18 protein-coding genes are annotated in these 21,931 nt (G+C 49.7%); 17 read left to right on the top strand and 1 reads right to left on the bottom strand.

Annotation, left to right across the window (positions count from 1 at the left end):
- Positions 1 to 43: 43 nt before the first annotated feature.
- The 14 genes from infB (at position 44) to lepA (ending at position 17,039) form a co-directional block, all read left to right on the top strand.
- A complete protein-coding gene (infB, locus tag KB236_04330; GenBank protein ID UIF29964.1) occupies positions 44 to 2,485 on the top strand; it encodes a translation initiation factor IF-2 in 2,442 nt (813 codons plus the stop codon).
- Between the two features lie 18 nt (positions 2,486 to 2,503).
- Positions 2,504 to 2,854 carry a 30S ribosome-binding factor RbfA gene (gene rbfA / locus KB236_04325; GenBank protein ID UIF29963.1) on the top strand — a complete coding sequence of 117 codons (351 nt, stop codon included), beginning with the start codon at positions 2,504 to 2,506 and terminating at the stop codon, positions 2,852 to 2,854.
- A 382-nt stretch (positions 2,855 to 3,236) separates the two neighbouring features.
- Positions 3,237 to 4,145, top strand: coding sequence for a tRNA pseudouridine(55) synthase TruB (gene truB, locus KB236_04320; GenBank protein UIF29962.1), 909 nt, complete (start codon positions 3,237 to 3,239; stop codon positions 4,143 to 4,145).
- Positions 4,146 to 4,169: 24 nt separating this feature from the next.
- Positions 4,170 to 5,120 carry a riboflavin biosynthesis protein RibF gene (ribF, locus tag KB236_04315; GenBank protein UIF29961.1) on the top strand — a complete coding sequence of 317 codons (951 nt, stop codon included), beginning with the start codon at positions 4,170 to 4,172 and terminating at the stop codon, positions 5,118 to 5,120.
- 308 nt (positions 5,121 to 5,428) lie between these two features.
- Positions 5,429 to 6,466 carry a heat-inducible transcriptional repressor HrcA gene (hrcA, locus tag KB236_04310; GenBank protein ID UIF29960.1) on the top strand — a complete coding sequence of 346 codons (1,038 nt, stop codon included), beginning with the start codon at positions 5,429 to 5,431 and terminating at the stop codon, positions 6,464 to 6,466.
- Between the two features lie 20 nt (positions 6,467 to 6,486).
- On the top strand, positions 6,487 to 7,074 hold the full coding sequence (gene grpE / locus KB236_04305; GenBank protein ID UIF29959.1) for a nucleotide exchange factor GrpE: 588 nt from the start codon (positions 6,487 to 6,489) through the stop codon (positions 7,072 to 7,074).
- Between the two features lie 34 nt (positions 7,075 to 7,108).
- Positions 7,109 to 8,989: a molecular chaperone DnaK gene (gene dnaK / locus KB236_04300; protein ID UIF29958.1), complete on the top strand. Its 1,881-nt coding sequence runs from the start codon at positions 7,109 to 7,111 to the stop codon at positions 8,987 to 8,989.
- Between the two features lie 124 nt (positions 8,990 to 9,113).
- The gene (gene dnaJ, locus KB236_04295) at positions 9,114 to 10,268 is read left to right on the top strand and encodes a molecular chaperone DnaJ (protein UIF29957.1); all 1,155 of its coding nucleotides are present in this window, start codon (positions 9,114 to 9,116) and stop codon (positions 10,266 to 10,268) included.
- Between the two features lie 298 nt (positions 10,269 to 10,566).
- Positions 10,567 to 10,716 carry a teichoic acid D-Ala incorporation-associated protein DltX gene (locus KB236_04290; protein ID UIF29956.1) on the top strand — a complete coding sequence of 50 codons (150 nt, stop codon included), beginning with the start codon at positions 10,567 to 10,569 and terminating at the stop codon, positions 10,714 to 10,716.
- Between the two features lie 49 nt (positions 10,717 to 10,765).
- A complete protein-coding gene (gene dltA, locus KB236_04285; protein UIF29955.1) occupies positions 10,766 to 12,295 on the top strand; it encodes a D-alanine--poly(phosphoribitol) ligase subunit DltA in 1,530 nt (509 codons plus the stop codon).
- Positions 12,295 to 13,500 carry a D-alanyl-lipoteichoic acid biosynthesis protein DltB gene (dltB, locus tag KB236_04280; GenBank protein ID UIF29954.1) on the top strand — a complete coding sequence of 402 codons (1,206 nt, stop codon included), beginning with the start codon at positions 12,295 to 12,297 and terminating at the stop codon, positions 13,498 to 13,500. The genes dltA and dltB overlap by 1 nt, the downstream gene beginning before the upstream one ends.
- A gap of 40 nt (positions 13,501 to 13,540) precedes the next feature.
- Positions 13,541 to 13,774, top strand: coding sequence for a D-alanine--poly(phosphoribitol) ligase subunit DltC (gene dltC / locus KB236_04275; GenBank protein UIF29953.1), 234 nt, complete (start codon positions 13,541 to 13,543; stop codon positions 13,772 to 13,774).
- A gap of 3 nt (positions 13,775 to 13,777) precedes the next feature.
- Complete coding sequence (gene dltD, locus KB236_04270; GenBank protein ID UIF29952.1) at positions 13,778 to 15,067, top strand: D-alanyl-lipoteichoic acid biosynthesis protein DltD; 1,290 nt, start codon at positions 13,778 to 13,780, stop codon at positions 15,065 to 15,067.
- Between the two features lie 139 nt (positions 15,068 to 15,206).
- Complete coding sequence (gene lepA / locus KB236_04265; GenBank protein UIF29951.1) at positions 15,207 to 17,039, top strand: translation elongation factor 4; 1,833 nt, start codon at positions 15,207 to 15,209, stop codon at positions 17,037 to 17,039.
- Positions 17,040 to 17,841: 802 nt separating this feature from the next.
- On the opposite strand, the gene KB236_04260 is transcribed toward lepA, so the two are convergent.
- Complete coding sequence (locus tag KB236_04260; GenBank protein ID UIF29950.1) at positions 17,842 to 18,318, bottom strand: hypothetical protein; 477 nt, start codon at positions 18,316 to 18,318, stop codon at positions 17,842 to 17,844.
- A 772-nt stretch (positions 18,319 to 19,090) separates the two neighbouring features.
- On the opposite strand from KB236_04260, the gene KB236_04255 reads away from it, so the two are divergent.
- From KB236_04255 to KB236_04245, 3 genes are all read left to right on the top strand, one after another.
- Complete coding sequence (locus KB236_04255; GenBank protein UIF29949.1) at positions 19,091 to 20,419, top strand: hypothetical protein; 1,329 nt, start codon at positions 19,091 to 19,093, stop codon at positions 20,417 to 20,419.
- 254 nt (positions 20,420 to 20,673) lie between these two features.
- A complete protein-coding gene (locus KB236_04250; protein UIF29948.1) occupies positions 20,674 to 20,988 on the top strand; it encodes a hypothetical protein in 315 nt (104 codons plus the stop codon).
- A 72-nt stretch (positions 20,989 to 21,060) separates the two neighbouring features.
- The gene (locus KB236_04245; protein UIF29947.1) at positions 21,061 to 21,888 is read left to right on the top strand and encodes a metallophosphoesterase; all 828 of its coding nucleotides are present in this window, start codon (positions 21,061 to 21,063) and stop codon (positions 21,886 to 21,888) included.
- Positions 21,889 to 21,931 lie beyond the last annotated feature (43 nt).

Raw genomic sequence — 21,931 nt, 5'->3', positions numbered from 1 at the left:
CTGACGTTCTCGTGATCGGCAGAATACAAAGGAGTGTGAAGATATGGGGAAAAAGCGAATTTATGAACTCGCCAAAGAAATTAATGTCTCCAGTAAACAGATCATTGCGAAAGCCGAAGCAAAGGGCTTTCCGGTGAAAAACCACATGTCAACGCTCGGCGAGAACGAAGAACGTCAGCTCCGCGAAGCATTTCGCAACCGGCCGGCTGGAAAGACCAGTCAGGCCAAACCCGCGAAGCAGCCGGCTATGCAAGCGGCACGACCAGCCAGTCAAAAGAGCGATCACCCGAAGACCAGTCATAAGACCACGACGCAAAACAGTGGTAATCGGTCTGCTGGTAACGCCCACGCCAATAACGGGGGCAACCGGAACACGGGGAATGGCAATCATCAGACGGCGCAACGGTCGGCTAATACTACCAGTAACGGCGGTAATCGCAATCAACAACACAGCACCAGTACTAACAATAAAAATAATAATGGCCAGTCCGGAAAGCAACACAGTACGCAACATAATTCCGGGACCGGCAGATTTGGTGGAAGCTTGAATAATAATACAAATAATAGTAACGGCCGGCGCGGTAGCAATAGTCGTGGGGGCCGGAATAACCGGAACAATCGCAACAATCGCCGTCGTAACAATAACAATAATCGCTACAAGAAGAATCAACGGATCAAAGACACCCATCAACACAAGGGTGCTCCAGAACGGAAGAACAAGGCCTTACCTGATGTATTAGTCTATACAGACGGCATGAACGCCCAAGACTTGGCCAAGATCTTACACCGTTCTTCAGCCGAAATCGTTAAGAAGCTCTTTATGCTGGGGGTTATGGTTAACCAAAACCAATCTCTGGATAAGGATACGATTGAAATCTTGGCGGACGACTACGGTATCAAGGCCCAAGAAAAGGTTCAAGTGGACGTCTCGGATATCGACAAGTTCTTCGACGCCGAAATGGAAAACACGGACCATCTGGCACCACGGGCACCCGTGGTTACCATCATGGGTCACGTTGACCATGGGAAGACGACGTTGCTGGATCATCTGCGTCACTCGCACATTACCGAGGGTGAAGCCGGGGGGATCACGCAGGCTATTGGGGCCTACCAAGTCCACTACAACGACAAGTCCATCACGTTCTTGGATACGCCAGGACACGCGGCCTTTACCGAAATGCGGGCGCGTGGTGCTGAAATCACCGACATCACGGTCTTAGTTGTGGCCGCTGATGATGGCGTGATGCCACAGACTATCGAAGCCATTCACCATGCCAAGGCCGCTGGAACCCCAATCATCGTGGCCGTTAACAAGATTGACAAGCCGGGTGCTAACCCGAACCACGTCATGGAACAGTTGACGGAATATGAATTGATTCCAGAAGACTGGGGTGGCGATACCATCTTCGTTGAAATTTCTGCGAAGTTTGGCAAGAACATCGATGAATTACTCGACATGATTCTGCTCCAAGCCGAAGTGCTGGAATTAAAGGCTAACCCAGAACAAAATGGGGCCGGTTCCGTCATCGAAGCTCGGTTGGATCAAGGTCGCGGTTCAGTCGCGACGCTGTTGGTTCAACAAGGGACGCTACACGTTGGGGATCCTATCGTGGTCGGCAATACCTTTGGTAAGGTTCGGACGATGACCAACGAACGTGGTCGCCGGATCAAGGATGCTAAGCCATCAACGCCAGTGGAAATCACCGGGTTGAACGACGTGCCAGAAGCCGGGGACCGGTTCGTGGTCTTTGACGACGAAAAGACGGCCCGAGCTGCCGGTGAAGAACGGGCCAAGGAAGCCTTGGTTCAAGAACGGAAGAACACCAGCCACGTGACGCTGGACAACCTCTTCGATTCCCTTAAGGAAGGCGAAATGAAGGAAGTTGACGTCATTATCAAGGCCGACGTTCAAGGTTCCGTTGAAGCCTTGGCAGGCAGCCTGAAGAAGATTGATGTTTCCGGTGTTCGGGTCAACATCATTCACTCCGCTGTTGGGGCCATTAACGAAAGTGATGTGACCTTAGCCGAAGCTTCCGATGCCATCATCATTGGGTTTAACGTCCGGCCAACACCACAGGCCCGGGCACAAGCCGATAGTGACAAGGTGGACATTCGTCTGCACAACGTCATCTACAACGCCATCGATGAAATCGAAACGGCGATGAAGGGGATGCTGGAACCAACCTACGAAGAACAAGTGACGGGCCAAGTTGAAGTTAAGGATATCTTCCACGCTTCTAAGGTCGGCACGATTGTCGGTGGGATGGTTACCGAAGGCTACATTACGGCTGATGCCGATGTCCGCTTGATTCGGGATGGCGTGGTTATCTACGAAGGTAAGCTGGGTAGTCTGAAGCGTTTCAAGGACGACGTCAAGCAAGTTAAGATGGGTTACGAATTAGGATTAACTATCGAGAACTACAACGACATCAAGGTAGACGACGTAATCGAAGCCTACGTGATGAAGGAAGTTCCCGTTAAATAAAAATCGGAGGCAAACGTCATGGCACAATATCGAGTTGGCCGGTTGGAACAAGAAATCCAACGGGAAGTTACGGATATTCTCCTAAAACGTGTCCGCGATCCCCGGGTCGAGGGCGTCACCGTTACCGGCGTGGAAGTCACAGGTGACTTGCAGCAGGCAACGATTTATTACAGTATTTTATCGGACAAGGCTTCTTCTGTGGAAAAGACACAGCAAGGGCTGAAGAAAGCTACGGGACTGATTCGCTCTGAATTAGGGTCACGCTTGAGCATCTACAAGACGCCCGAGTTAACCTTTGAGCAAGACCAATCGGTGCGTTATGGTAGCCGGATCGATGAACTGCTAAACGATCTCCACCACCGGGAGTAATTCTGGTGTGAACGAGATGGAGGCGTTGGTCCAAACGGATCAGCGCCTCTTTTTAGGTTCTATCGGTGACGGGGAACTCGCCTTACCGTTCATCAAAACTGGGCTGGAAGGCTGGGGGAAGACCGGAGCGAGCCTGAGAAGTGCCCCGGTTGATCCTATTTTTGGCTCACTCACGGCTAACATACTTCTGGTTAGCTTGTCCAAACCGAGGCGTGAGACGATAACGTTTGGGATTAATGTATCTATTCACTATAGTATTAGCTCTTATCATAACCGGAGGAGGCCAGAAATGTAGCCAGCCGTATGTGACGTTGCGGCGAACAATAAAGCGGGTCAGTTTAGACTAAAGTAATTTAGGATTCAGGAATGGAGGAAACAGGACATGGATGGGATTATTCCCCTTTATAAGGAACGAGGCCTCACCAGCTTCGACTGTGTGGCCAAGCTACGGCACATTCTGCATACCAAAAAGGTCGGCCATAGTGGCACGCTGGACCCCAGTGTTGATGGGGTCTTACCCATCTGTATCGGGAGTGCGACCAAGGTGGTGCCTTACCTGATGGCTTCGGGGAAAGTTTACAAGGGAACCGTCACGCTCGGTCTTGCCACGACCACGGAGGATTTGGACGGCGACGTGATTGACCGTCAGCCTTTGACAACCCCGTTTGATCGCGCTACACTGCTTCAAGCGGCCGCAGCGCTTACCGGGACGATTCAGCAGACGCCGCCGATGTACTCGGCAGTCAAGGTGAACGGCCGGAAGCTCTACGAGTACGCGCGGGCCGGTGAGACCGTTGAGCGGCCGACGCGGACCATTACCGTGACGTCCTTTGATCTGGTCGATGATGGCCAGTTCGATGCCGAGCAGGGAACCCAGACGATTGCGTTTGAGATCGCCTGCTCCAAGGGAACCTACGTGCGGACGTTAGCGGTTGACCTTGGTCGGCAACTGGGTGTTCCTGCCGTGATGGCCTCATTGACGCGGCTGAAGAGCGGCGGCTTTGATTTGGACCAAACGGTGACCCTCGAACAGGTGGCTGTAGCCATGGCCAATGAAGACCTGTCCGCTATCTTGCGGCCGATTGACTACGCCTTGCGGGACTATCCACACGTCGCATTGTCCGATCGGCTGTGGGGCCTGGTAAAAAATGGGGTCTTCTTGGATGAGGACCAGGTCGGCAGTACGGCGCCGGTGGTGGCCCTGACCTATCGGGACCAGACGAAGTGCCTGTACCAGTATCTCCCCGAAAAAAAGCAGTATAAGCCGCTGAAGATGTTCGCGGTGAATTAAGATTTGAGAAAGAGGCGTCTTGTCATGGAAGTTATTCGAATACATCACCCCCTAGATGCCCGACAGATTCCCGATGACCCGGTCGTTTTGGCCATGGGATTCTTCGACGGTGTGCACCGGGGGCATCAAGCGGTCATCAGACGGGCTAAGACGCTCGCTACGGCCAAGCACGTGAAGCTCGCGGTATTGACCTACGATCATCACCCAGCGCTGGTCTACCGACCCTTAGAGGGCGATGACCGCAAGTATCTGAGTACGCCGGACCGTAAGCTCCAGCAATTAGACCGGTTGGGCGTGGATCGCGTCTTTCTGGTGAGCTATACCGGTGACTTCTCGGCGCAAACGCCCCAAGAATTTGTCGACAACTATCTTGTGGCTTTCCACACGGTAACCGCTGTGGCCGGATTTGACCACACTTACGGCAAGAAGGACGTTGCCACGATGGACCGGCTACCGGTGTATGCGCAGGGTCGATTTGACGTGGAGACCGTGGCTAAGGAAGCCAGCGATCAAGAGAAGATTAGCTCCACGCGGATTCGGAAGGCCATGAAGACCGGAGACGTGGACACGGCGAATGCCTTACTAGGCTATCTTTACCGGTCGACCGGCGTGGTGGTTCACGGCGAGGCGCGGGGCCGTACAATTGGTTTTCCTACGGCCAACGTCTTGACGCCGGAGAATGAATGGATTCCGGGCATTGGCGTGTACACGGCGCGTCTGAAGGTCGGCGCCATCTGGTATCCCGGTATGATTTCGGTCGGACGTAACGATACGTTCGGCGACAACCGGCCGATTACCGTCGAGATGAACCTGCTGGATTATCAGGGGAACCTCTACGGGGAAAACGTGGAAGTTGAGTGGCATCACCGTTTACGTGGGCAAGTGAAGTTCGCTTCCGCGGAAGAGTTAGTGACACAATTGAAAAAAGATGAGGTGGCGACCCGCGCGTATTTCTCGCAGGTTGCGGCCGATTAAGTTTGATAAGTGCAAGAAGCCTGGCAGTGAGTGTCAGGCTTTTTGGCGTTATTGAGGAGAACAGCGCCGGGTTTGGGAAGATAATTGCAAGTCTTAAAATATTTGGTATGCTGGGGATTGGTTAAGTAGATCACCCATTGAGAAGCCCGAGAAACCGCTAAATCGGTTACAATTTTGCCAATTAGCACTTAATTGCAGAGATTGCTAATTTTTCTACCAGATTTCTTGACTTCAAATCCCGGTTTTGCTACATTATATATGTGTCTTAGCACTTGATTAGTTTGAGTGCTAAAAAAGGGGTGATTGTGATGCTTTCAGAAAGACAAATGATGATTCTGCGAGCCGTTGTCCGAGATTTCACCAATACCGGTGTTCCGGTGGGGTCGAAGGCATTAGCCAAGCAGTTACCCATCCACGTAAGCTCAGCGACAATTCGTAACGAGATGGCCGCCTTGGAGGAACAGGGCTTGATTAAGAAGACCCATTCCTCATCCGGCCGTATTCCATCGGTGGAAGGCTACCGGTACTATGTTGATCATCTCGTGAAGCCCGATCCATTGCGGCCCAACGATATCGATGTGATTCAGTCCTCTTTAGGTGGGGACTTTCATAAGATTGACGAGATTATCTCGCAATCGGCGACGATCCTGTCTAACCTGACGAGTTACACGGCGTTCACCTTGAAGCCGGAGTTGAAGGACAGTCGTCTCAGCGGGTTCCGTTTGGTGCCCCTGGGCAAACGACAGATTATGGCGATTCTCGTGACCGATAGTGGTGACGTTGAGAACCAGACCTTCGATGTGGCCGGCGATGTCGACGGTGAGCAGCTTGAAGCGGTGGTCCGCTTGATTAACGATCAACTCGTGGGCTTGACTTTACCGGAAGTCTTGAAGAAGTTGCAGGCTGAAATTCCCGCTCAGATTGCCAACTATTTACAGAGTCCTCAGGGATTCTTGGATATCTTCGGCGATGTGTTGACGCGGGCCGCGCAAGAGCGGTTCTACGTTGGTGGGCGACTCAACCTCCTGAACTTCTCGCAGGATAGTGATGTGGATTCACTGAAATCACTGTATTCATTGATCGATAAGACCGATGATATTGCCAGTGTTTTGGGGCAACCCAGTGATAAGATTTCGGTGCGGATCGGGAATGAAATGACCAACGATGCGCTCCGTAACTTCAGCCTCATCACGGCGACCTATGACGTTGACCAACACGGCCAAGGGATGATCGCCATCCTAGGTCCCACGCGGATGCCATATTCTCGGATGCTCGGAATTGTTGGGGCTTTTCGTGAAGAGCTCGCGAAGAAACTATTAGATTATTACCGGTTTTATGACGAGTAAAGAAAGGGAGGGTTTTTATCGTGGCTGACAAGCAACAAGCGTCTACCGATGACCAAACTGCGGCAAAGGCCGCCACTACCAAGCCAGATTCAACGACTGAATCGGCCAAAGAAGCAGCACCAAAGAAGCCTAAATTTGCCAAGAAGGTTGCGACTGCTGCCGAAGTCGAGGCACTCAAGAGCAAGGCCAGCGACTTTGAAGATAAGTATCTGCGTGCCGAGGCGGAAGTCCAAAACATGCAGGCGCGTTTCCAAAAGGAACAAGCCACACTTATTAAGTACGACGGCCAGCAATTGGCGAAGGATGTGCTCCCCGTCATTGACAACTTGGAACGGGCGCTGGCAGTTGAAGCAGCGGACGAGACGGGCAAGCAGCTGAAGAAGGGCGTTCAGATGACCTATGATCATTTGGAAGACGCCTTGAAGCGTAACCACGTCACGGAGATTGAAGCCATTGGGAAGACTTTCGACCCAACGCTGCATCAAGCCGTTCAATCAGTTCCTGCTGAAGAGGGCCAGACCGCTGAAACGGTGGTCAAGGTGCTTCAGAAGGGGTATCAGCTGAAGGATCGGGTCCTCCGGCCAGCAATGGTTGTCGTTGCACAATAAATCAAACAAAAAACTAATAAAGAGGGAATTTTTGATGGCAAGTAACAAAATTATCGGAATTGACTTAGGGACGACCAACTCAGCCGTTGCCGTTCTTGAAGGTAGTACCCCGAAGATTATTGCAAACAAAGAAGGCGCGCGGACGACGCCATCTGTTGTCGCTTTTAAAGATGGTGAAACGCAAGTCGGTGAAGTTGCCAAGCGGCAAGCCATCACCAACCCGAACACCATTTCATCCATCAAGAGTCACATGGGTGAAGCCGGCTACAAGGTTACGGTTGATGGTAAGGACTACACGCCACAACAAATCTCCGCAATGATTTTGCAACACCTGAAGTCATTTGCTGAAGACTACATCGGTGACACGGTTGAAAAGGCCGTTATCACGGTACCAGCCTACTTTAACGATGCGCAACGTCAAGCAACGAAGGATGCTGGTAAGATTGCCGGCTTAAACGTTGAACGGATCATCAACGAACCAACGGCCGCTGCTTTGGCTTATGGTTTGGACAAGCAAGACAAAGACGAAAAGATCATGGTTTACGACCTTGGTGGTGGGACCTTTGATGTTTCTGTCTTGGACTTAGGTGATGGCGTCTTTGACGTTCTGTCAACCAATGGTGATACTCATTTAGGTGGGGATGACTTCGATAAGAAGATCATGGACTGGTTGATTGCCGACTTCAAGCAAGAAAACGGTGTCGATTTATCCAAGGACAAGATGGCCTTACAACGGTTAAAGGATGCCGCTGAAAAGGCTAAGAAGGACCTTTCCGGTGTGACGGAAGCCCAAATCAGCTTGCCATTTATTTCCGCTGGGGAAAACGGCCCACTGCACTTGGAAAAGTCATTGTCACGGGCTAAGTTCAATGAATTGACCGCTGATCTGGTTGAAAAGACCCGGATCCCCGTTGAAAATGCGTTGAAGGATGCTGATTTAAAGGCTGGTGACATTGATGTTGTCATCTTAAACGGTGGGTCTACTCGGATTCCAGCCGTTCAAGAAGCCGTTGAAAAGTGGACGGGTAAGGAATCCAACCACTCCATCAACCCTGACGAAGCCGTTGCCTTAGGTGCCGCCGTTCAAGGTGGGGTCATCACCGGTGATGTGAAGGACGTTGTCTTGCTGGATGTTACCCCATTGTCCTTAGGGATTGAAACCATGGGTGGTGTGTTCACGAAGTTAATCGACCGGAACACGACGATTCCTACCAGCAAGTCCCAAGTCTTCTCAACCGCTGCGGATAACCAACCAGCCGTTGATATCCACGTCTTACAAGGTGAACGGCCAATGGCTGCGGACAACAAGACGTTGGGTAACTTCCAACTCGCTGACATTCCAGCCGCTCCTCGTGGGGTTCCTCAAATCCAAGTTACGTTCGATATCGATAAGAACGGGATCGTTAACGTTTCCGCTAAGGATATGGGCACGAACAAGGAACAAAAGATTACCATCAAGAGTTCCGGTGGCTTGTCTGATGAAGAAATCGATAAGATGATGAAGGAAGCTAAGGAAAACGAAGCTGCCGACAAGAAGCGTAAGGAAGAAGTCGACACCAAGAACGAAGTCGACCAATTACTCTTCCAGACCGACAAGACGTTGAAAGACGTTAAGGGTAAGGTCTCTGATGATGAAATCAAGAAGGCTGAAGATGCACGTGACGCCTTAAAGAAGGCCCAAGAAGCTAACAATTTGGACGACATGAAGACTAAGAAGGATGATTTGACCAAGATTATCCAAGACCTGTCTGTCAAGTTATACCAACAAGCACAACAAGCCCAAGGCGGCGACGCTAACGGCGCTGCTGGCCAAGCGGCCGGTGCCGATGGTGCCAAGACTGACGGCAAGGATGGGGACACCGTTGACGGTGACTTCCATGAAGTCCACGATGACGACGATAAGGATAAGAAGTAATCGTCATTACCGCGTAGCAAGTCGTTAGGCAAAAAGTCAGAGTCCGTGGGGCTTTGGCTTTTTGTTTCGAGTATGCTATTCTTACTAGTAGCGAAAAATTTCGGAACGGATTGGGAGGAAAACGATGGCGCAATCGGACTTATATGGCGTATTAGGTGTCTCCAAGGATGCCAGCCAAGAAGAAATTAAGAAGGCCTACCGGAAATTATCAAAGAAGTATCATCCAGATTTGAACAAGGCCCCGGATGCGGCGGACAAGTTCAAGGAAGTTCAGGATGCTTACGACGTCTTAGGTGATAAGGATAAACGGGCCAATTACGACCAATATGGTTCTGCCGATGGTCCCCAAGGCTTTGGTGGCTTTGGCGGCGGTAGTGCTGGTGCCGGTGGCGGCTTCGGCGGTTTTGGTGGCGGCGGTGGCTTCGACGACATCTTCAACCAGTTCTTTGGTGGAGGTGGCGCGCAGCGTAATCCTAACGCACCCCGTCCAGGCCGTGATCTGCAGTACCAGATGACCCTCAAGTTTGAAGAGGCCATCTTTGGGAAGAAGACCAAGATCAAGTACACGCGGGAAGCCCAGTGTCATACCTGTGGCGGGAACGGTGCTAAGCCGGGTACGTCACCCGTTACCTGTCACCAATGTGGTGGCTCGGGTTACGTAACGACTGAGACCAACACGCCACTGGGCCGGATGCGGAGTCAACAACCATGTCCAGTCTGCCACGGGACGGGCCAAGAAATTAAGGAAAAGTGCCCAACTTGTGGTGGCTCTGGTCACGAAGAAGAACAGCACGAAGTTGAAGTCAAGATTCCAGCTGGGGTCGATGATGGTCAACAAATGCGGCTTCAAGGCCAAGGTGAAGCGGGTCAAAATGGCGGCGGCTACGGCGACCTCTTCATCATCTTCCAAGTCACACCTAGCAAGGACTTCCGGCGTGATGGCACGGAAATTTACTTTGACCAACCGATCTCGTTCGTCCAGGCTTCTCTGGGTGACGACGTGACGGTCAAGACCGTGCACGGCGACGTCAAGCTCAAGGTGCCTGCCGGAACGCAAGGCGGCACGACCTTCCGTTTACGCGGCAAGGGTGCGCCACGCTTGCGGGGTAACGGCAATGGTGATGAGCACGTGACGGTGAAGGTCATGACGCCAAAGAACCTGAACAAAGGACAGCGTGATGCGCTCCGTGACTTTGCAAAGGCCAGTGGTGAGTCCGTAACGGGCACGGGCAAAGGTAACTTATTTAACAAAATGCGTGATAAATTCAACGAAAATTAGTTTGCGAGGCGAAGTGCTCGCAACGCTAATCTATCAAGGCTGCTGAAGATTTCGGCAGTCTTTTTTGATGACAAAATCTATAATAAAAATTATGAAAGAAAAAGAAAGCCTTAAGGTTGAGTAAGGTTAATTGCAATCCGGTTTTGGCAATGATACTCTCAAAACATAAGGAGCGCAGTTTTTTTGCGGAACTCCTCACCACGTATCGTGGATTCGTCGGGGAAATGACACGGTGCGTGGTTGTGAACGGAAGCTGGTTTGGGGGACGAATCAACCAGCAAACTTGGGGGTGAATTTCATGAGAGCAAAGTGGCTGGCGATCTGGCATCAGCCAGTAGTGGCCTTTATTGGGTGGACGTTATTCTACTTTGTGATTTTGATGGTTTTGGTTTATTTGTACGGTTATAGTGGTTTGAACAACTCGACATTTATTTACAACGAGTTCTAGTTGCGGGGTCAACTAACCAATAACCACAATTCTTTGGGGGGGATATAGAATGATAGAAAACATGATCACGGCGATCGATCAGTTTGCCACGCGCGAACCAGACCGCATTGCGTATGATGATCTCGGGCACACGAACACGTACGGTGACTTAAAACAACGCTCGGATGCTTTGGCCGCCCACTTGGATGCCATGCAATTACCAGCACATGCGCCGATTCTGGTGTATGGGGGTCAAACCTTTGATATGATGGCAACGTTCTTGGGGATTGTGAAGAGCGGCCATGCCTACGTACCCATTGATACGCATTCACCGTTGGAACGGATTACGACAATTAATGAGATTGCGCAGCCGGCCGCAGCTATTGCGGTCAGCGCGCTACCCACGACGTTAGGCGACACACCGGTGGTTACACCCGCTGACTTACAGGCAATCTTCAATGGCCCGCTGGTGGATTATCAGGTGGATCACGCCGTTAGTGGGGATGACAACTACTATATTATCTTCACGTCTGGGACGACTGGAAAGCCGAAGGGTGTGCAGATTTCACACAAGAATCTATTAAGCTACGTCAATTGGATGCTCAGCGCGGACTTCGTACTGCCGACGTATCCACGAACACTCTCTCAGGCACCGTATTCATTCGATCTATCGGTGATGGACTGGGGGCCGACGTTAGCGAGTGGCGGGACGCTGGTGGCCTTACCTAAGACGGTCACGGATAATTTCAAACAACTCTTCGAGACATTGCCGCAGATGAACCTGGATGTCTGGGTCTCAACGCCGTCATTTATGGACATTTGCTTGTTGGAGCCCACTTTTGATGCCAAACATTATCCAAGACTCAGCCGGTTCCTCTTCTGTGGCGAAGAATTAACGCACGCCACGGCGCAGGGGTTGCATCAACGGTTCCCAGACGCACGCATCTTCAACACGTATGGGCCAACCGAAACTACGGTTGCCGTGACGCAGGTTGAGATTACCGCTGAGATCTTGGCAGATTACCCGCGGTTGCCGATTGGCTACGTCAAGGGAGATACCGAGATCAGCGTGGTGGACGACCAGCTGAAGCCGGTTCCCGATGGTACTGAGGGTGAGATTCTCATCAGTGGACCGTCGATGTCCAAGGGCTACCTGAACAACCCTGAAAAGACGGCCAAGGCGTTCGTAACGGTCGACGGGCGGCGGGTTTACCGCTCCGGTGACTTAGGTGTCAAGCTGGCTAATGGCTTGATTATGTACCGCGGCCGGACCGATTTTCAGATTAAGCTGCACGGTTACCGGATCGAGTTGGAAGAGGTGAACCATTACCTGTCCCAAGAAGACCACATTCAAGTGGGGGTAGCGGTGCCACGATATGACCGGAACCACAAGGTCAGCCAACTGATTGCTTGGGTGGTCCCAAGCGAACACGACTTTGCCAGTGAATTAGACCTTACCAAGGCGATCAAGGATAATTTACAGGGCGGCGATATGATGGAATACATGATTCCACAACGCTTTGTGTACAAGGACAGCCTACCGATGACCCCCAACGGCAAGGTCGATATCAAATCAATTATTGCTGAGGTCAATCAATAATGTTGACATTTGAACCGTACGGCAACCCAACGTATTTCGCCTTGTTGGGGGTGGCGTTACTGCCACTGATGATTGGTCTTCTGTACGGCAAACGGTCACGCCTCTACGAAACGTTAATTTCAATCTTCTTTCTGGTCTTAACCTTTGGCGGTGCCAAATGGACCCAAGGGGTGGCCTTGATAATTTACATTTTGTACGAGGTGGGCTTAACCTGGGGGTATGCCGTTTACCGGAAGAATCACAATTCGGGGCCGTTCTTTTACCTGATGGTGCTTCTAGCTATCGCACCGCTAACGATCGTCAAAGTGACCCCGGCCGTGGAAAATGGCCAGGCCTCGCTGATTGGGTTCTTGGGGGTCAGTTACCTGACCTTTAGAGCCGTCCAGACGATCATGGAAACGCGGGATGGTGCAATTAAGAACTACAACGTGATGACGTTCCTACAGTTCATGCTGTTCTTCCCCACCATCTCCTCCGGGCCGATCGACCGTTATCGCCGGTTTGAGGCGGATTATCGGTCGGTGCCCGACCGGGAGAAGTACTTGGGGATGCTACAAAAGGGGATTCGTTACCTGTTTGTCGGCTTCCTATACAAGTTTATCCTGGCTTACTACTTCGGGACGATTCTGATGCCGAAATTGCAACTCATGGCCATGCATTCACGCGGGGGATTCCTCGACATTTCCTGGCCACTAGTGGGTTACATGTACTGCTACAGTGCCGACTTGTTCTTTGACTTTGCGGGTTACAGTTTGTTTGCGGTCGGGACCTCATACATTATGGGGATCGGGACGCCGATGAACTTCAAACAACCGTGGCGGTCACCGAACATCAAGGATTTCTGGAATCGTTGGCACATTACCCTGTCGTTTTGGTTCCGTGACTTTATCTACATGCGCCTGGTCTTCTGGTTCATGAAGCATAAGGTCTTCAAGAAGCCAACGACGACGGCGAATGTGACCTACATCATTAACATGTTGGTCATGGGATTCTGGCACGGGGTGACGTGGTACTACATTACGTACGGGCTCTTCCACGGGGTCGCGTTGGTCATCAATGACACGTGGCTACGGTACAAGAAGAAGCACCGGCAGAGTGTGCCACACAATCATTTCACGCAGATCTTCGCTATCTTCTTGACGGGGAATCTGGTCTGCTTTAGCTTCCTAATCTTTTCGGGGATTTTGGATAAAATTTGGTTTTAACTAATTTAAAGGGATTTATTTCATCGAGGGGGAAATAATAATGGATATCAAAGAAACGGTTTTAAATATTTTAAACGACTTAACGGGTAGCGATGTTAGTGGCGCAATGGATGAGAACCTGTTCGACAGTGGCATCATGGACTCCATGGCTTCCGTGCAATTATTGCTGTCGCTGCAAAGTGAACTGGGCGTTAACGTGCCGGTTTCTGAATTTGAGCGGTCAGAGTGGGACACGCCCAACAAAATCATTGCGAAAGTGGAAAGCCTGGCCTAGCCAATGGCAAAGCGATTACTACGGATCTTTGGTCCGTTAATTCTCGCGTCTATTCTCGTTTTTGCGGTGCTCGCTTCGCCGGTCACTTTCGGGTTTAAACACATTAGTGCCACCCGAGAACGGCAGGCAGCGGTGTCACTGTCACCCAACGTTTTGCGCGGTAAGCACATTAAGGAAGCGGCGCTGAGTAACGGTTACGTGCCATTCTTCGGTTCATCGGAATGGTCACGAATCGATCCCATGCATCCGTCCGTCCTGGCTCAGAAGTATCACCGGGACTATCGACCATTCCTACTTGGTGCGCGGGGAACCCAATCGTTGACGCAATTCTTCGTGATGCAAAACATCCAAGGCGAATTGCGCAATAAGAAGGCGGTCTTCTTCGTTTCACCACAGTGGTTTGTGAAGAATGGGACGCGTAAGGACGCATTTGGCTTCTACTACTCACAATTGCAGACGACGGAATGGTTAACCCATTATCGGCACGATGCGATTGATCAGTATGCGGCTAAACGACTCCTCCAGATGCCCGCGGCCAAATCTGACCATTTCATCTACGCGGCATTACAACGGGTGGCGGCCGGTAAATCATTGACGGACTATCAACGGTTCTATCTACAAACGCGGAAGAACATGTTGACGCAAGAAGACCAGTTCTTCTCCGGCATTAATTTACCATCGCAGAACTTGAGTCGAGTGAACCGGCAAGCCAAGAAGTTACCCACTCATTACTCCTATTCGGCGCTGGATCGACTCGGTGGTCAGTTAGGGAAACAGGCAACGGGCAATAACCGTTTCCAGATTAGCGATAAGTTCTATAATCAGGGATTGAAGCAGGAAATCAAGTCGGGGAATCTGAAAGGGTTCCAGAAGAACTTGTCCTACCTCAAGTCACCGGAATATGGAGACTTCCAGTTGGTCTTGGATCAATTTGCCCGGCTGAATACGAACGTCATCTTCATCATTCCGCCAATTAACCAGCGTTGGCAAAAGTACACCGGCTTATCGGCTACGATGCTGAAGCAATTCGACCAGAAGATTCACTATCAACTGCAGTCGCAGGGCTTTAACAACATTATCGATTTGTCAGACAAGGGGAACGTGCCGTACTTTATGACCGACACGATTCATCCCGGCTGGCGGGGTTGGTTAGCCATTGATCGGCGGGTGGATCCCTTCTTAACGCAGAAGCAGGCCCAACCGCACTACCAGATTAATGACAAGTTCTATAGCCAGCAATGGCAACAGTTGGGGCCTAACCAGCTGCAGCAGTATGAAAATGAGACGAAATAATGTAGAGGGTCCGAGTGAAAGCTCGGGCCTTTTGTGTCCACGAGGTTTTTCGCCGTTACGCTCAGCTTTTAGTTTGTGATTACTGCTGATGGTTGGTATAATTGTCTGGACATGGTGTTTAAGAAAGTAGGAAATCAACATGGATCTTGAGAAATTAAAAAACCATCAAAAATACATCCGTAACTTTTCCATCGTGGCCCATATCGACCACGGGAAATCAACGATTGCGGACCGAATCTTGGAGCTCACGGATACCATCTCCAAGCGCGATATGCAAGATCAAGTGTTGGATAGCATGGAACTTGAACGCGAACGGGGTATCACGATTAAGTTAAACGCCGTTGAACTGACGTATCACGCCAAGGACGGCCACGACTATGAATTCCACCTGATTGATACACCGGGGCACGTGGACTTCTCCTATGAGGTCTCACGGAGTCTGGCGGCCTGTGAGGGTGCGGTGCTGGTCGTTGATGCCGCTCAGGGGGTTGAGGCGCAGACCTTGGCCAACGTTTACTTGGCGCTAGACGACGACTTGGAAATTGTGCCGGTTGTCAATAAGATTGATTTGCCCGCGGCTGACCCGGATAAGGTCAAGCAAGAGATTGAAGACGTGATTGGTCTGGATGCTTCCGATGCCGTTCTGGCGAGTGCCAAGCAGGGCGTGGGGATTCCGGAGTTGCTGGAACAGATCGTCCACAAGGTGCCGGCACCGACTGGTAATTTGGACGCGCCGTTGAAAGCGCTGGTCTTCGATTCCGTTTACGATGATTATCGTGGTGTGGTCATGAGCGTGCGGCTCTTTGAGGGTACCGTTCAACCCGGTGATAAGATTCTCCTGATGAACAGTGGGAGTGAATACGAAGTGACCGAGGTCGGCGTGAACTCGCCAAAGCCGATCGCGCGTGATTACCTGATTGCCGGCGACGTGGGCTACATTACGGCCAGCATCAAAGATATCGCGGATACCCGAGTGGGTGATACAGTCACCAACGCTGAGATGCCCGCGGAGAAGGCGCTGCCGGGCTACCGGGAAATGAACCCGATGGTCTACGCCGGGCTGTACCCTACGGATAATGCCAAGTTGAATGACTTGCGTGAAGCCCTGGAGAAACTCAAGTTAAACGATGCCGCGTTGGAATTTGAACCAGAAGCGTCGCAGGCGTTGGGCTTTGGGTTCCGGTGTGGGTTCCTGGGGATGCTCCACATGGATGTCATTCAGGAACGGCTAGAACGTGAATTCAATCTGGACTTGATTACCACGGCGCCATCCGTAACGTACCACGCGTACTTGACGGACGGGACGATGAAGACGGTGGAGAACCCAGCCGAGATGCCGGAAGCTTCCGCCATCAAGCGGATTGAAGAACCCATTGTGAAGGCGACCATCATGGCGCCAAACGACTATGTGGGCGCGGTCATGGAGCTGTGCCAACACCGGCGGGGCCAATTCCTGACGATGGAGTATCTGGACGATTACCGCGTGAATATTATCTATAATATGCCGCTGTCGGAAATTATTTTCGACTTCTTCGATAAATTGAAGTCCAGTACCCGCGGTTACGCGTCATTGGACTACGAGCGTAGTGGCTACCAAGAGGCTGATCTGGTCAAGATCGATATCCTGTTGAATGGAGATAAGGTCGATGCACTGAGCTTCATCGCGCATCGGACGTTCGCCGCACAACGGGGTCGAGAGATTGCCTCGCGGTTGAAGGGCATTATCCCACGCCAAAACTTTGAAATCCCAGTTCAAGCCGCAATCGGTGCCAAGATCATTGCCAGAACCACGATCAAGGCCTACCGGAAGGACGTGACCGCCAAGCTCTACGGTGGTGACCGTACCCGGCGGATGAAACTGTTGGAGAAACAGAAGGTCGGAAAGAAACGCATGAAGGCCGTTGGGAAGGTAGATATCCCGCAAGAAGCATTCATGGCAGTTTTGAAGACTGATGAGGATGAAACTAAATAACGACGCGGGTTGTGGGTAACTGCCTTTACGGTTGCCGCCCATTTGCCTACCATTTGTCGACATATCGACAAGCCTTAAAAAGATTCTTTGTCAACCGATGCTGATGAGGAGATATTGGGAACTCAAATTCATTTTCGAATTGGGTTCCTTTTCTTTACTCTAATCTTGAAGTCAACCTAAATTCGGTAGATAGAGTGTATTTCGTTTTTTTACCCAGAAGCCGTACGGTTTTAGATTTAATCAAGTGGAAATTTTACGATGGACTTCAGCAGAATTTAGGATTAAATTTTATGTGAATTATTTGCATGGTTAGATGTATTTTCTATGAATTATAGTGATTATGTTTAAATAAAAATGACAAGTCCTGAAAAGTGAGGACTTGTCATCCTATTCTTATAAGCTATTTGACTCTTACGATAACGCATTCCTTATTAGAACCATTAGGCTGAAACTCAGGATGGAACATGATCGTTTTATGGGCTGACGCGCCACCAATGCTTCCGGATGCAATTCGAGCTAATTTCTTGTGACTGTAGCTGGGGAACTGTTGTAGGAGCTTCTGGATAAATACCTGATGTACTATGTTGGCGGGAATAGAGCTCCCGATGTGCGGCAAAATTAGATCTAGCAAAGGTTTGGGATTCATTTTCATTTTTAACATCTCCAAGCCTTAAAGTAACACACATTTAAGTAAATAGAAAGAAAATAATAGCATTTTTGTCATATATACTGAGACACAAAAAACACACCTCGTTGATGTAGACGTTAATTTTAAATTTAGTTGAGTAAACTTGAGAAATAATCACTCTTTGTTTTTAAAATTAAATTCAGTCTCCAAGGGGGCAAACAGCGCTTCCACTGCTTGCCCTTTTTTCTTGAAGGCTACAAATAATTCAGTCACTTCTTCGGTAGAGTAGGTGTAATTTGATCGGTCCGAGAGATTTGTCAGTAAGCGTAGGGTGTGAACGACGCGGCTCATCCTTTTTTCGGCTAAGCGGCGGAAACGTTCGTGAGCTGCGCGTGATTCTGGCTTAGTTGTTGACTGATTTTTAAAAACGAAGCTATCGGGCATTTCGTTGTAACGGGTAGGGCCAGTCTCTTGAAAATATTCCTGAGAGGCCTTGCCTAGTTCTCGATAGGTGGTGAACAACTCCGTAATGTCATCAATGGTATAAACATATTGTGGGGCACTCAGGTTGGCAATAAGGTTCATCACCTGAAAGATTCGGGTCATTCTACTTGCGCCTAAACGCCGGAACTTCTGGTTTCGTGATTCCATATGACACCTCCATAAAGACTATTGTAAAGATGGTTTGGCGGCCGGTCAACGTTCGGTTGTCGAGCTTCCGATTTTAAATGGTCTTACGGTAAAACAATTGGTCGAACCTGTATCCGACGAAAAGTTGAAATGGTAGGATGAGGCGAAGAGAGTGGTGGATTAGGCTTCAGGTTCATCATTTTTTCAAATAATATATCGACAACTTTGCTATTCAATCTTGTGAATGGCGTGTGAGTATATGTCAAAAGCTGTAGAGATTCAAGCGCTTCTTGAAGTGGCCATTTTTACATGCGGTCTCAAAGCCCTCCAAAAAAACCATGGCCGGTCTTCACTGCCACATGTAAAGTAATAGAGGCATAAGAGCATCCTGTCAGATAACTTTTATGCCTTTAAGCTTAGCATTTTTTCTATGTCTTTTAACTCTGGCGCTTACTATTCAATAAGGCGATTAGAAATCAGCATATTCAATTTTATGCAAAAGGTAGTATCATATAATTATGTAATATGTTATGCTTGATTTATCGAGAGGAGGGAAGAAGTTCGCTTTTGATTTTTTGGAGCATAACTTTCTAAGAGATGATCAATTTAAAACTGATTCAAGTGAGGGAGAACAATAAGGAAGTTAACATCACCTTTTATAAATAAGAAAAAGGGGGTAAGGAGCAAACGATGGTTTTGGGCAGAAAAGGCAGCCAATATATTAGTGATTGCCCCGTATCATTGTTAATTGTTTAATGATAAGTGAATGGATATTTTTAAGGAGAATCGAATCATGAGAGAAGCTAAAATTGATCAACATTTTCGTTTTATTCGAGTGGTTAGCCGGCGCTTTCGCCAGTTGGCTGACATTAATGAACTGCTTCAGGCCTTGGCGTATAGACCGCAAACGTACGAATTTACACGGCAAAATGAGCAGGAAATGTTTGCGGCCTGGCAGCACAGCTTGAAAGTAATCGAGCAATGTTTTGACTCAGAACAACCTAATCCAACTCAAGATGATTTAATGACCAAGTTTGAGTTTACTCAGGAGCCGATTAGTGCAAAGAATACGCGATTTATCCGCGTGGCGACGAAACGTCTAAATAGATTATTTCGGGTGTTATCTAACTTATGTCACACGGCATTTGCCCCTTACATCTCTACCAGTGACGAGCGAGCTGCCCTCATAGCGGTTCTCAACAAGCAGTACGAAACGACGCAAACCCTGTTTGTACCACAAATTTTGACCGACAATCTTTTAAAGGAAATGGCGTCGCCGACTTATCAGGTATTGAGTCTAAACTTGAATGGCAAAGCGGGAAAGACTAACCTCAATGCCTCACTCAAAGAAGATGTCCTGCCAGCCTTGGATGAATTGGAAGAAGCACCGGATTTACTTGCGTTTAATGAACTGTACAAGACCGCCGATTTCCCTGACTTCGTGAAGCAGCTTGAGGCGGCCAACTACCGAGTCATGACAGATCCGCGTCCTGCTACCAACCATGACAATGAATGTCTGTTAGCGTTTGGTCCTAGACTCATTTCGCTACGGGAGAAGCTTCCCTGCTACTATCCAGCGGAACCCTCAGGTTGTGATTACTTGGCAACGGTATTGCCACTGTACTCGGGTGTCAAATTGGGGATTGCTTCAATTAGACTTCATCCGGCATTGTCTGACGAGAGCTATCAGGCACATCGCGAGCGTCAAGATCTCAGTGCGGCGGGATATCAGAATATGTCCGTGGATGCGTTACCCCATCTTGAAAAGATGATTCAGCGGTTAAAGCGTGAGGGCGAGGCTGATATCGTGCTCCTACTTGGCGACCATAATCATGCGCGGATCATTGTGGACGAAGATTATTCCGGCCTAGACCAAGAACCAGCAAGTGAGTTGGTCCAGCGTGAACTACTAGGTAAATATGGTTTGTTGCTGCAGACCCCAGTGAGTGGCGGAAGTTTCATTCACAAGGGTAAAAACGGTATTGAAACGAAGATTGCCGATGACCATATTACCATTTCGCCGCGGATAGAAATTGAATCACTGGCGTACCGGTGGTTAAAGCCTAAGCGATTGGATCATGCGGCCATTTGTGCACGGCTTACTTTTCCAACCGATGTTTGAGTTGGATTGGATGGACAGTAGGGTTTCGAAGAAAAATTGTGGAGCCTAGCTGTTACTTATAACGTTTATTTGTCTAAATTAACATTACTGTTGAGTTATGTACTGGAAAATGCTATCCTTGATGTTAGCAAAGGTAGCAACAATTGAGATTGAAGTATCTGCGTGAGGCGGAGAGGCTCAGTGGCGATTTATATAGCTCTCGGGGATTTACACGGGAAATTAACGACTGGCAGAGGTTCAGACCAAGTATCGCGATGCAGGCAGCCATTCCAACGCATACCGTGGTGTTAATGGAAAATCATGTTCAGGCGGCACTGGACTTCCTTAGCCATATTCAGTGGGACTCTTGGCTTGGCTTCGGTGGCACTAATACCTTAGTGGCGGCAGTTAAGGTGTTAGGCGGAGCCCAAAGTCTCACGCGTGACCGACAGCTGGTCTTAGAACAGCAGGTCGACCTAATTGCCTGGATGCGGGCACTACCGGTAAATTCTGTTGCGGGCAAGATCTGCTTCGTTCATGCGGGGTTAGACCGGATACCCCGAACAATTCGCTGCTTTGGCTACGCGTGAAGTATTGGTACGGCGCTGGCAATCCGATTGCTGGGCTTGTCGTTCGCTACAAGTCGGAACGTCAGGTTATTTTTGATTCGAAAGGGGGTGATTAATATTCGCGAGGTCATTGTTCTCTCAGATCTGCATGGACAAATGCTGGTCTTTCCAAAATTAGCTAAAATTTGGGCGCGCTATCCCCGAGCTTCGGTGGTCTTTCTCGGAGACTATCAAGATTCCTTACACCACCATACTGGATTTGCTACAGCGAAAAAAATTTTTGAGATGCAGCGCGCGGACCCCACGCACGTCTTCGCTATCCAGGGGAATCACGATGCCGCCGCCTGGGAGAGCTTAACGGGAAAGAATGAATTTTGGTTAGATGGTACGGGAGAAGATGTCATTGCTGAAGCGGCCTTAGCCACGGGGGAAACGGCTGAGGATATTGACGATGTCTTTCAGATTGTTAAGCAATCCTATGCAGAACTGATCGCGTGGATGGGAGCTTTGCCGCTAACGTTGGCAATTGGAAACTTACTCTTTGTGCATGCAGGGTTAGACCTTACGCTTGCCGATCCAATAGCTGATACCCCGCGGCATGAGAAATATTGGCTACGAGAACCCTATTGGTACGGCCCCATCTACCCGAACTATGCGCATAACCCGTTAGATTATGCCATTATCAGTGGTCATACACCGACTTCCCTGATTACTGGGATTTACGATGCTCCCAAGTCGCAGGCAACGTTGCGTAATCGGACGGTAAGTCCCAGTGGCGTTCTGACGATTCAATATGCGGGTGAGCAACCGCGTTACTTTGTTGATGGCGGCAACCACAGTGGTCCTGCCGGGAAGATTGGAAATATTGCGGTATTTGATGCTGACAGTGGTCGGTTGATTGAAGCGTTTGAAGATAAATAATCGTATTGTGAGCAGACAGCTATTAGATATTGGAGATGGGGCT

The organism is Levilactobacillus brevis (genome assembly GCA_021383565.1).
GTDB classification, from domain to species: domain Bacteria; phylum Bacillota; class Bacilli; order Lactobacillales; family Lactobacillaceae; genus Levilactobacillus; species Levilactobacillus brevis_B.
This window is presented reverse-complemented; position numbering and strand designations above follow the sequence as displayed.

Excerpts from the sequence above, each read along its gene's own strand:
- dltC (UIF29953.1), top strand. The coding sequence starts at position 13,541 with ATGGATATCAAAGAAACGGTTTTAAATATTTTAAACGACTTAACGGGT.
- truB (UIF29962.1), top strand. The coding sequence starts at position 3,237 with ATGGATGGGATTATTCCCCTTTATAAGGAACGAGGCCTCACCAGCTTC.
- ribF (UIF29961.1), top strand. The coding sequence starts at position 4,170 with ATGGAAGTTATTCGAATACATCACCCCCTAGATGCCCGACAGATTCCC.
- dnaK (UIF29958.1), top strand. The coding sequence starts at position 7,109 with ATGGCAAGTAACAAAATTATCGGAATTGACTTAGGGACGACCAACTCA.
- KB236_04290 (UIF29956.1), top strand. The coding sequence starts at position 10,567 with ATGAGAGCAAAGTGGCTGGCGATCTGGCATCAGCCAGTAGTGGCCTTT.
- KB236_04260 (UIF29950.1), bottom strand. The coding sequence starts at position 18,318 with ATGGAATCACGAAACCAGAAGTTCCGGCGTTTAGGCGCAAGTAGAATG.
- KB236_04255 (UIF29949.1), top strand. The coding sequence starts at position 19,091 with ATGAGAGAAGCTAAAATTGATCAACATTTTCGTTTTATTCGAGTGGTT.
- dltB (UIF29954.1), top strand. The coding sequence starts at position 12,295 with ATGTTGACATTTGAACCGTACGGCAACCCAACGTATTTCGCCTTGTTG.
- KB236_04250 (UIF29948.1), top strand. The coding sequence starts at position 20,674 with ATGCAGGCAGCCATTCCAACGCATACCGTGGTGTTAATGGAAAATCAT.
- infB (UIF29964.1), top strand. The coding sequence starts at position 44 with ATGGGGAAAAAGCGAATTTATGAACTCGCCAAAGAAATTAATGTCTCC.
- hrcA (UIF29960.1), top strand. The coding sequence starts at position 5,429 with ATGCTTTCAGAAAGACAAATGATGATTCTGCGAGCCGTTGTCCGAGAT.
- rbfA (UIF29963.1), top strand. The coding sequence starts at position 2,504 with ATGGCACAATATCGAGTTGGCCGGTTGGAACAAGAAATCCAACGGGAA.
- lepA (UIF29951.1), top strand. The coding sequence starts at position 15,207 with ATGGATCTTGAGAAATTAAAAAACCATCAAAAATACATCCGTAACTTT.
- dnaJ (UIF29957.1), top strand. The coding sequence starts at position 9,114 with ATGGCGCAATCGGACTTATATGGCGTATTAGGTGTCTCCAAGGATGCC.
- dltD (UIF29952.1), top strand. The coding sequence starts at position 13,778 with ATGGCAAAGCGATTACTACGGATCTTTGGTCCGTTAATTCTCGCGTCT.
- dltA (UIF29955.1), top strand. The coding sequence starts at position 10,766 with ATGATAGAAAACATGATCACGGCGATCGATCAGTTTGCCACGCGCGAA.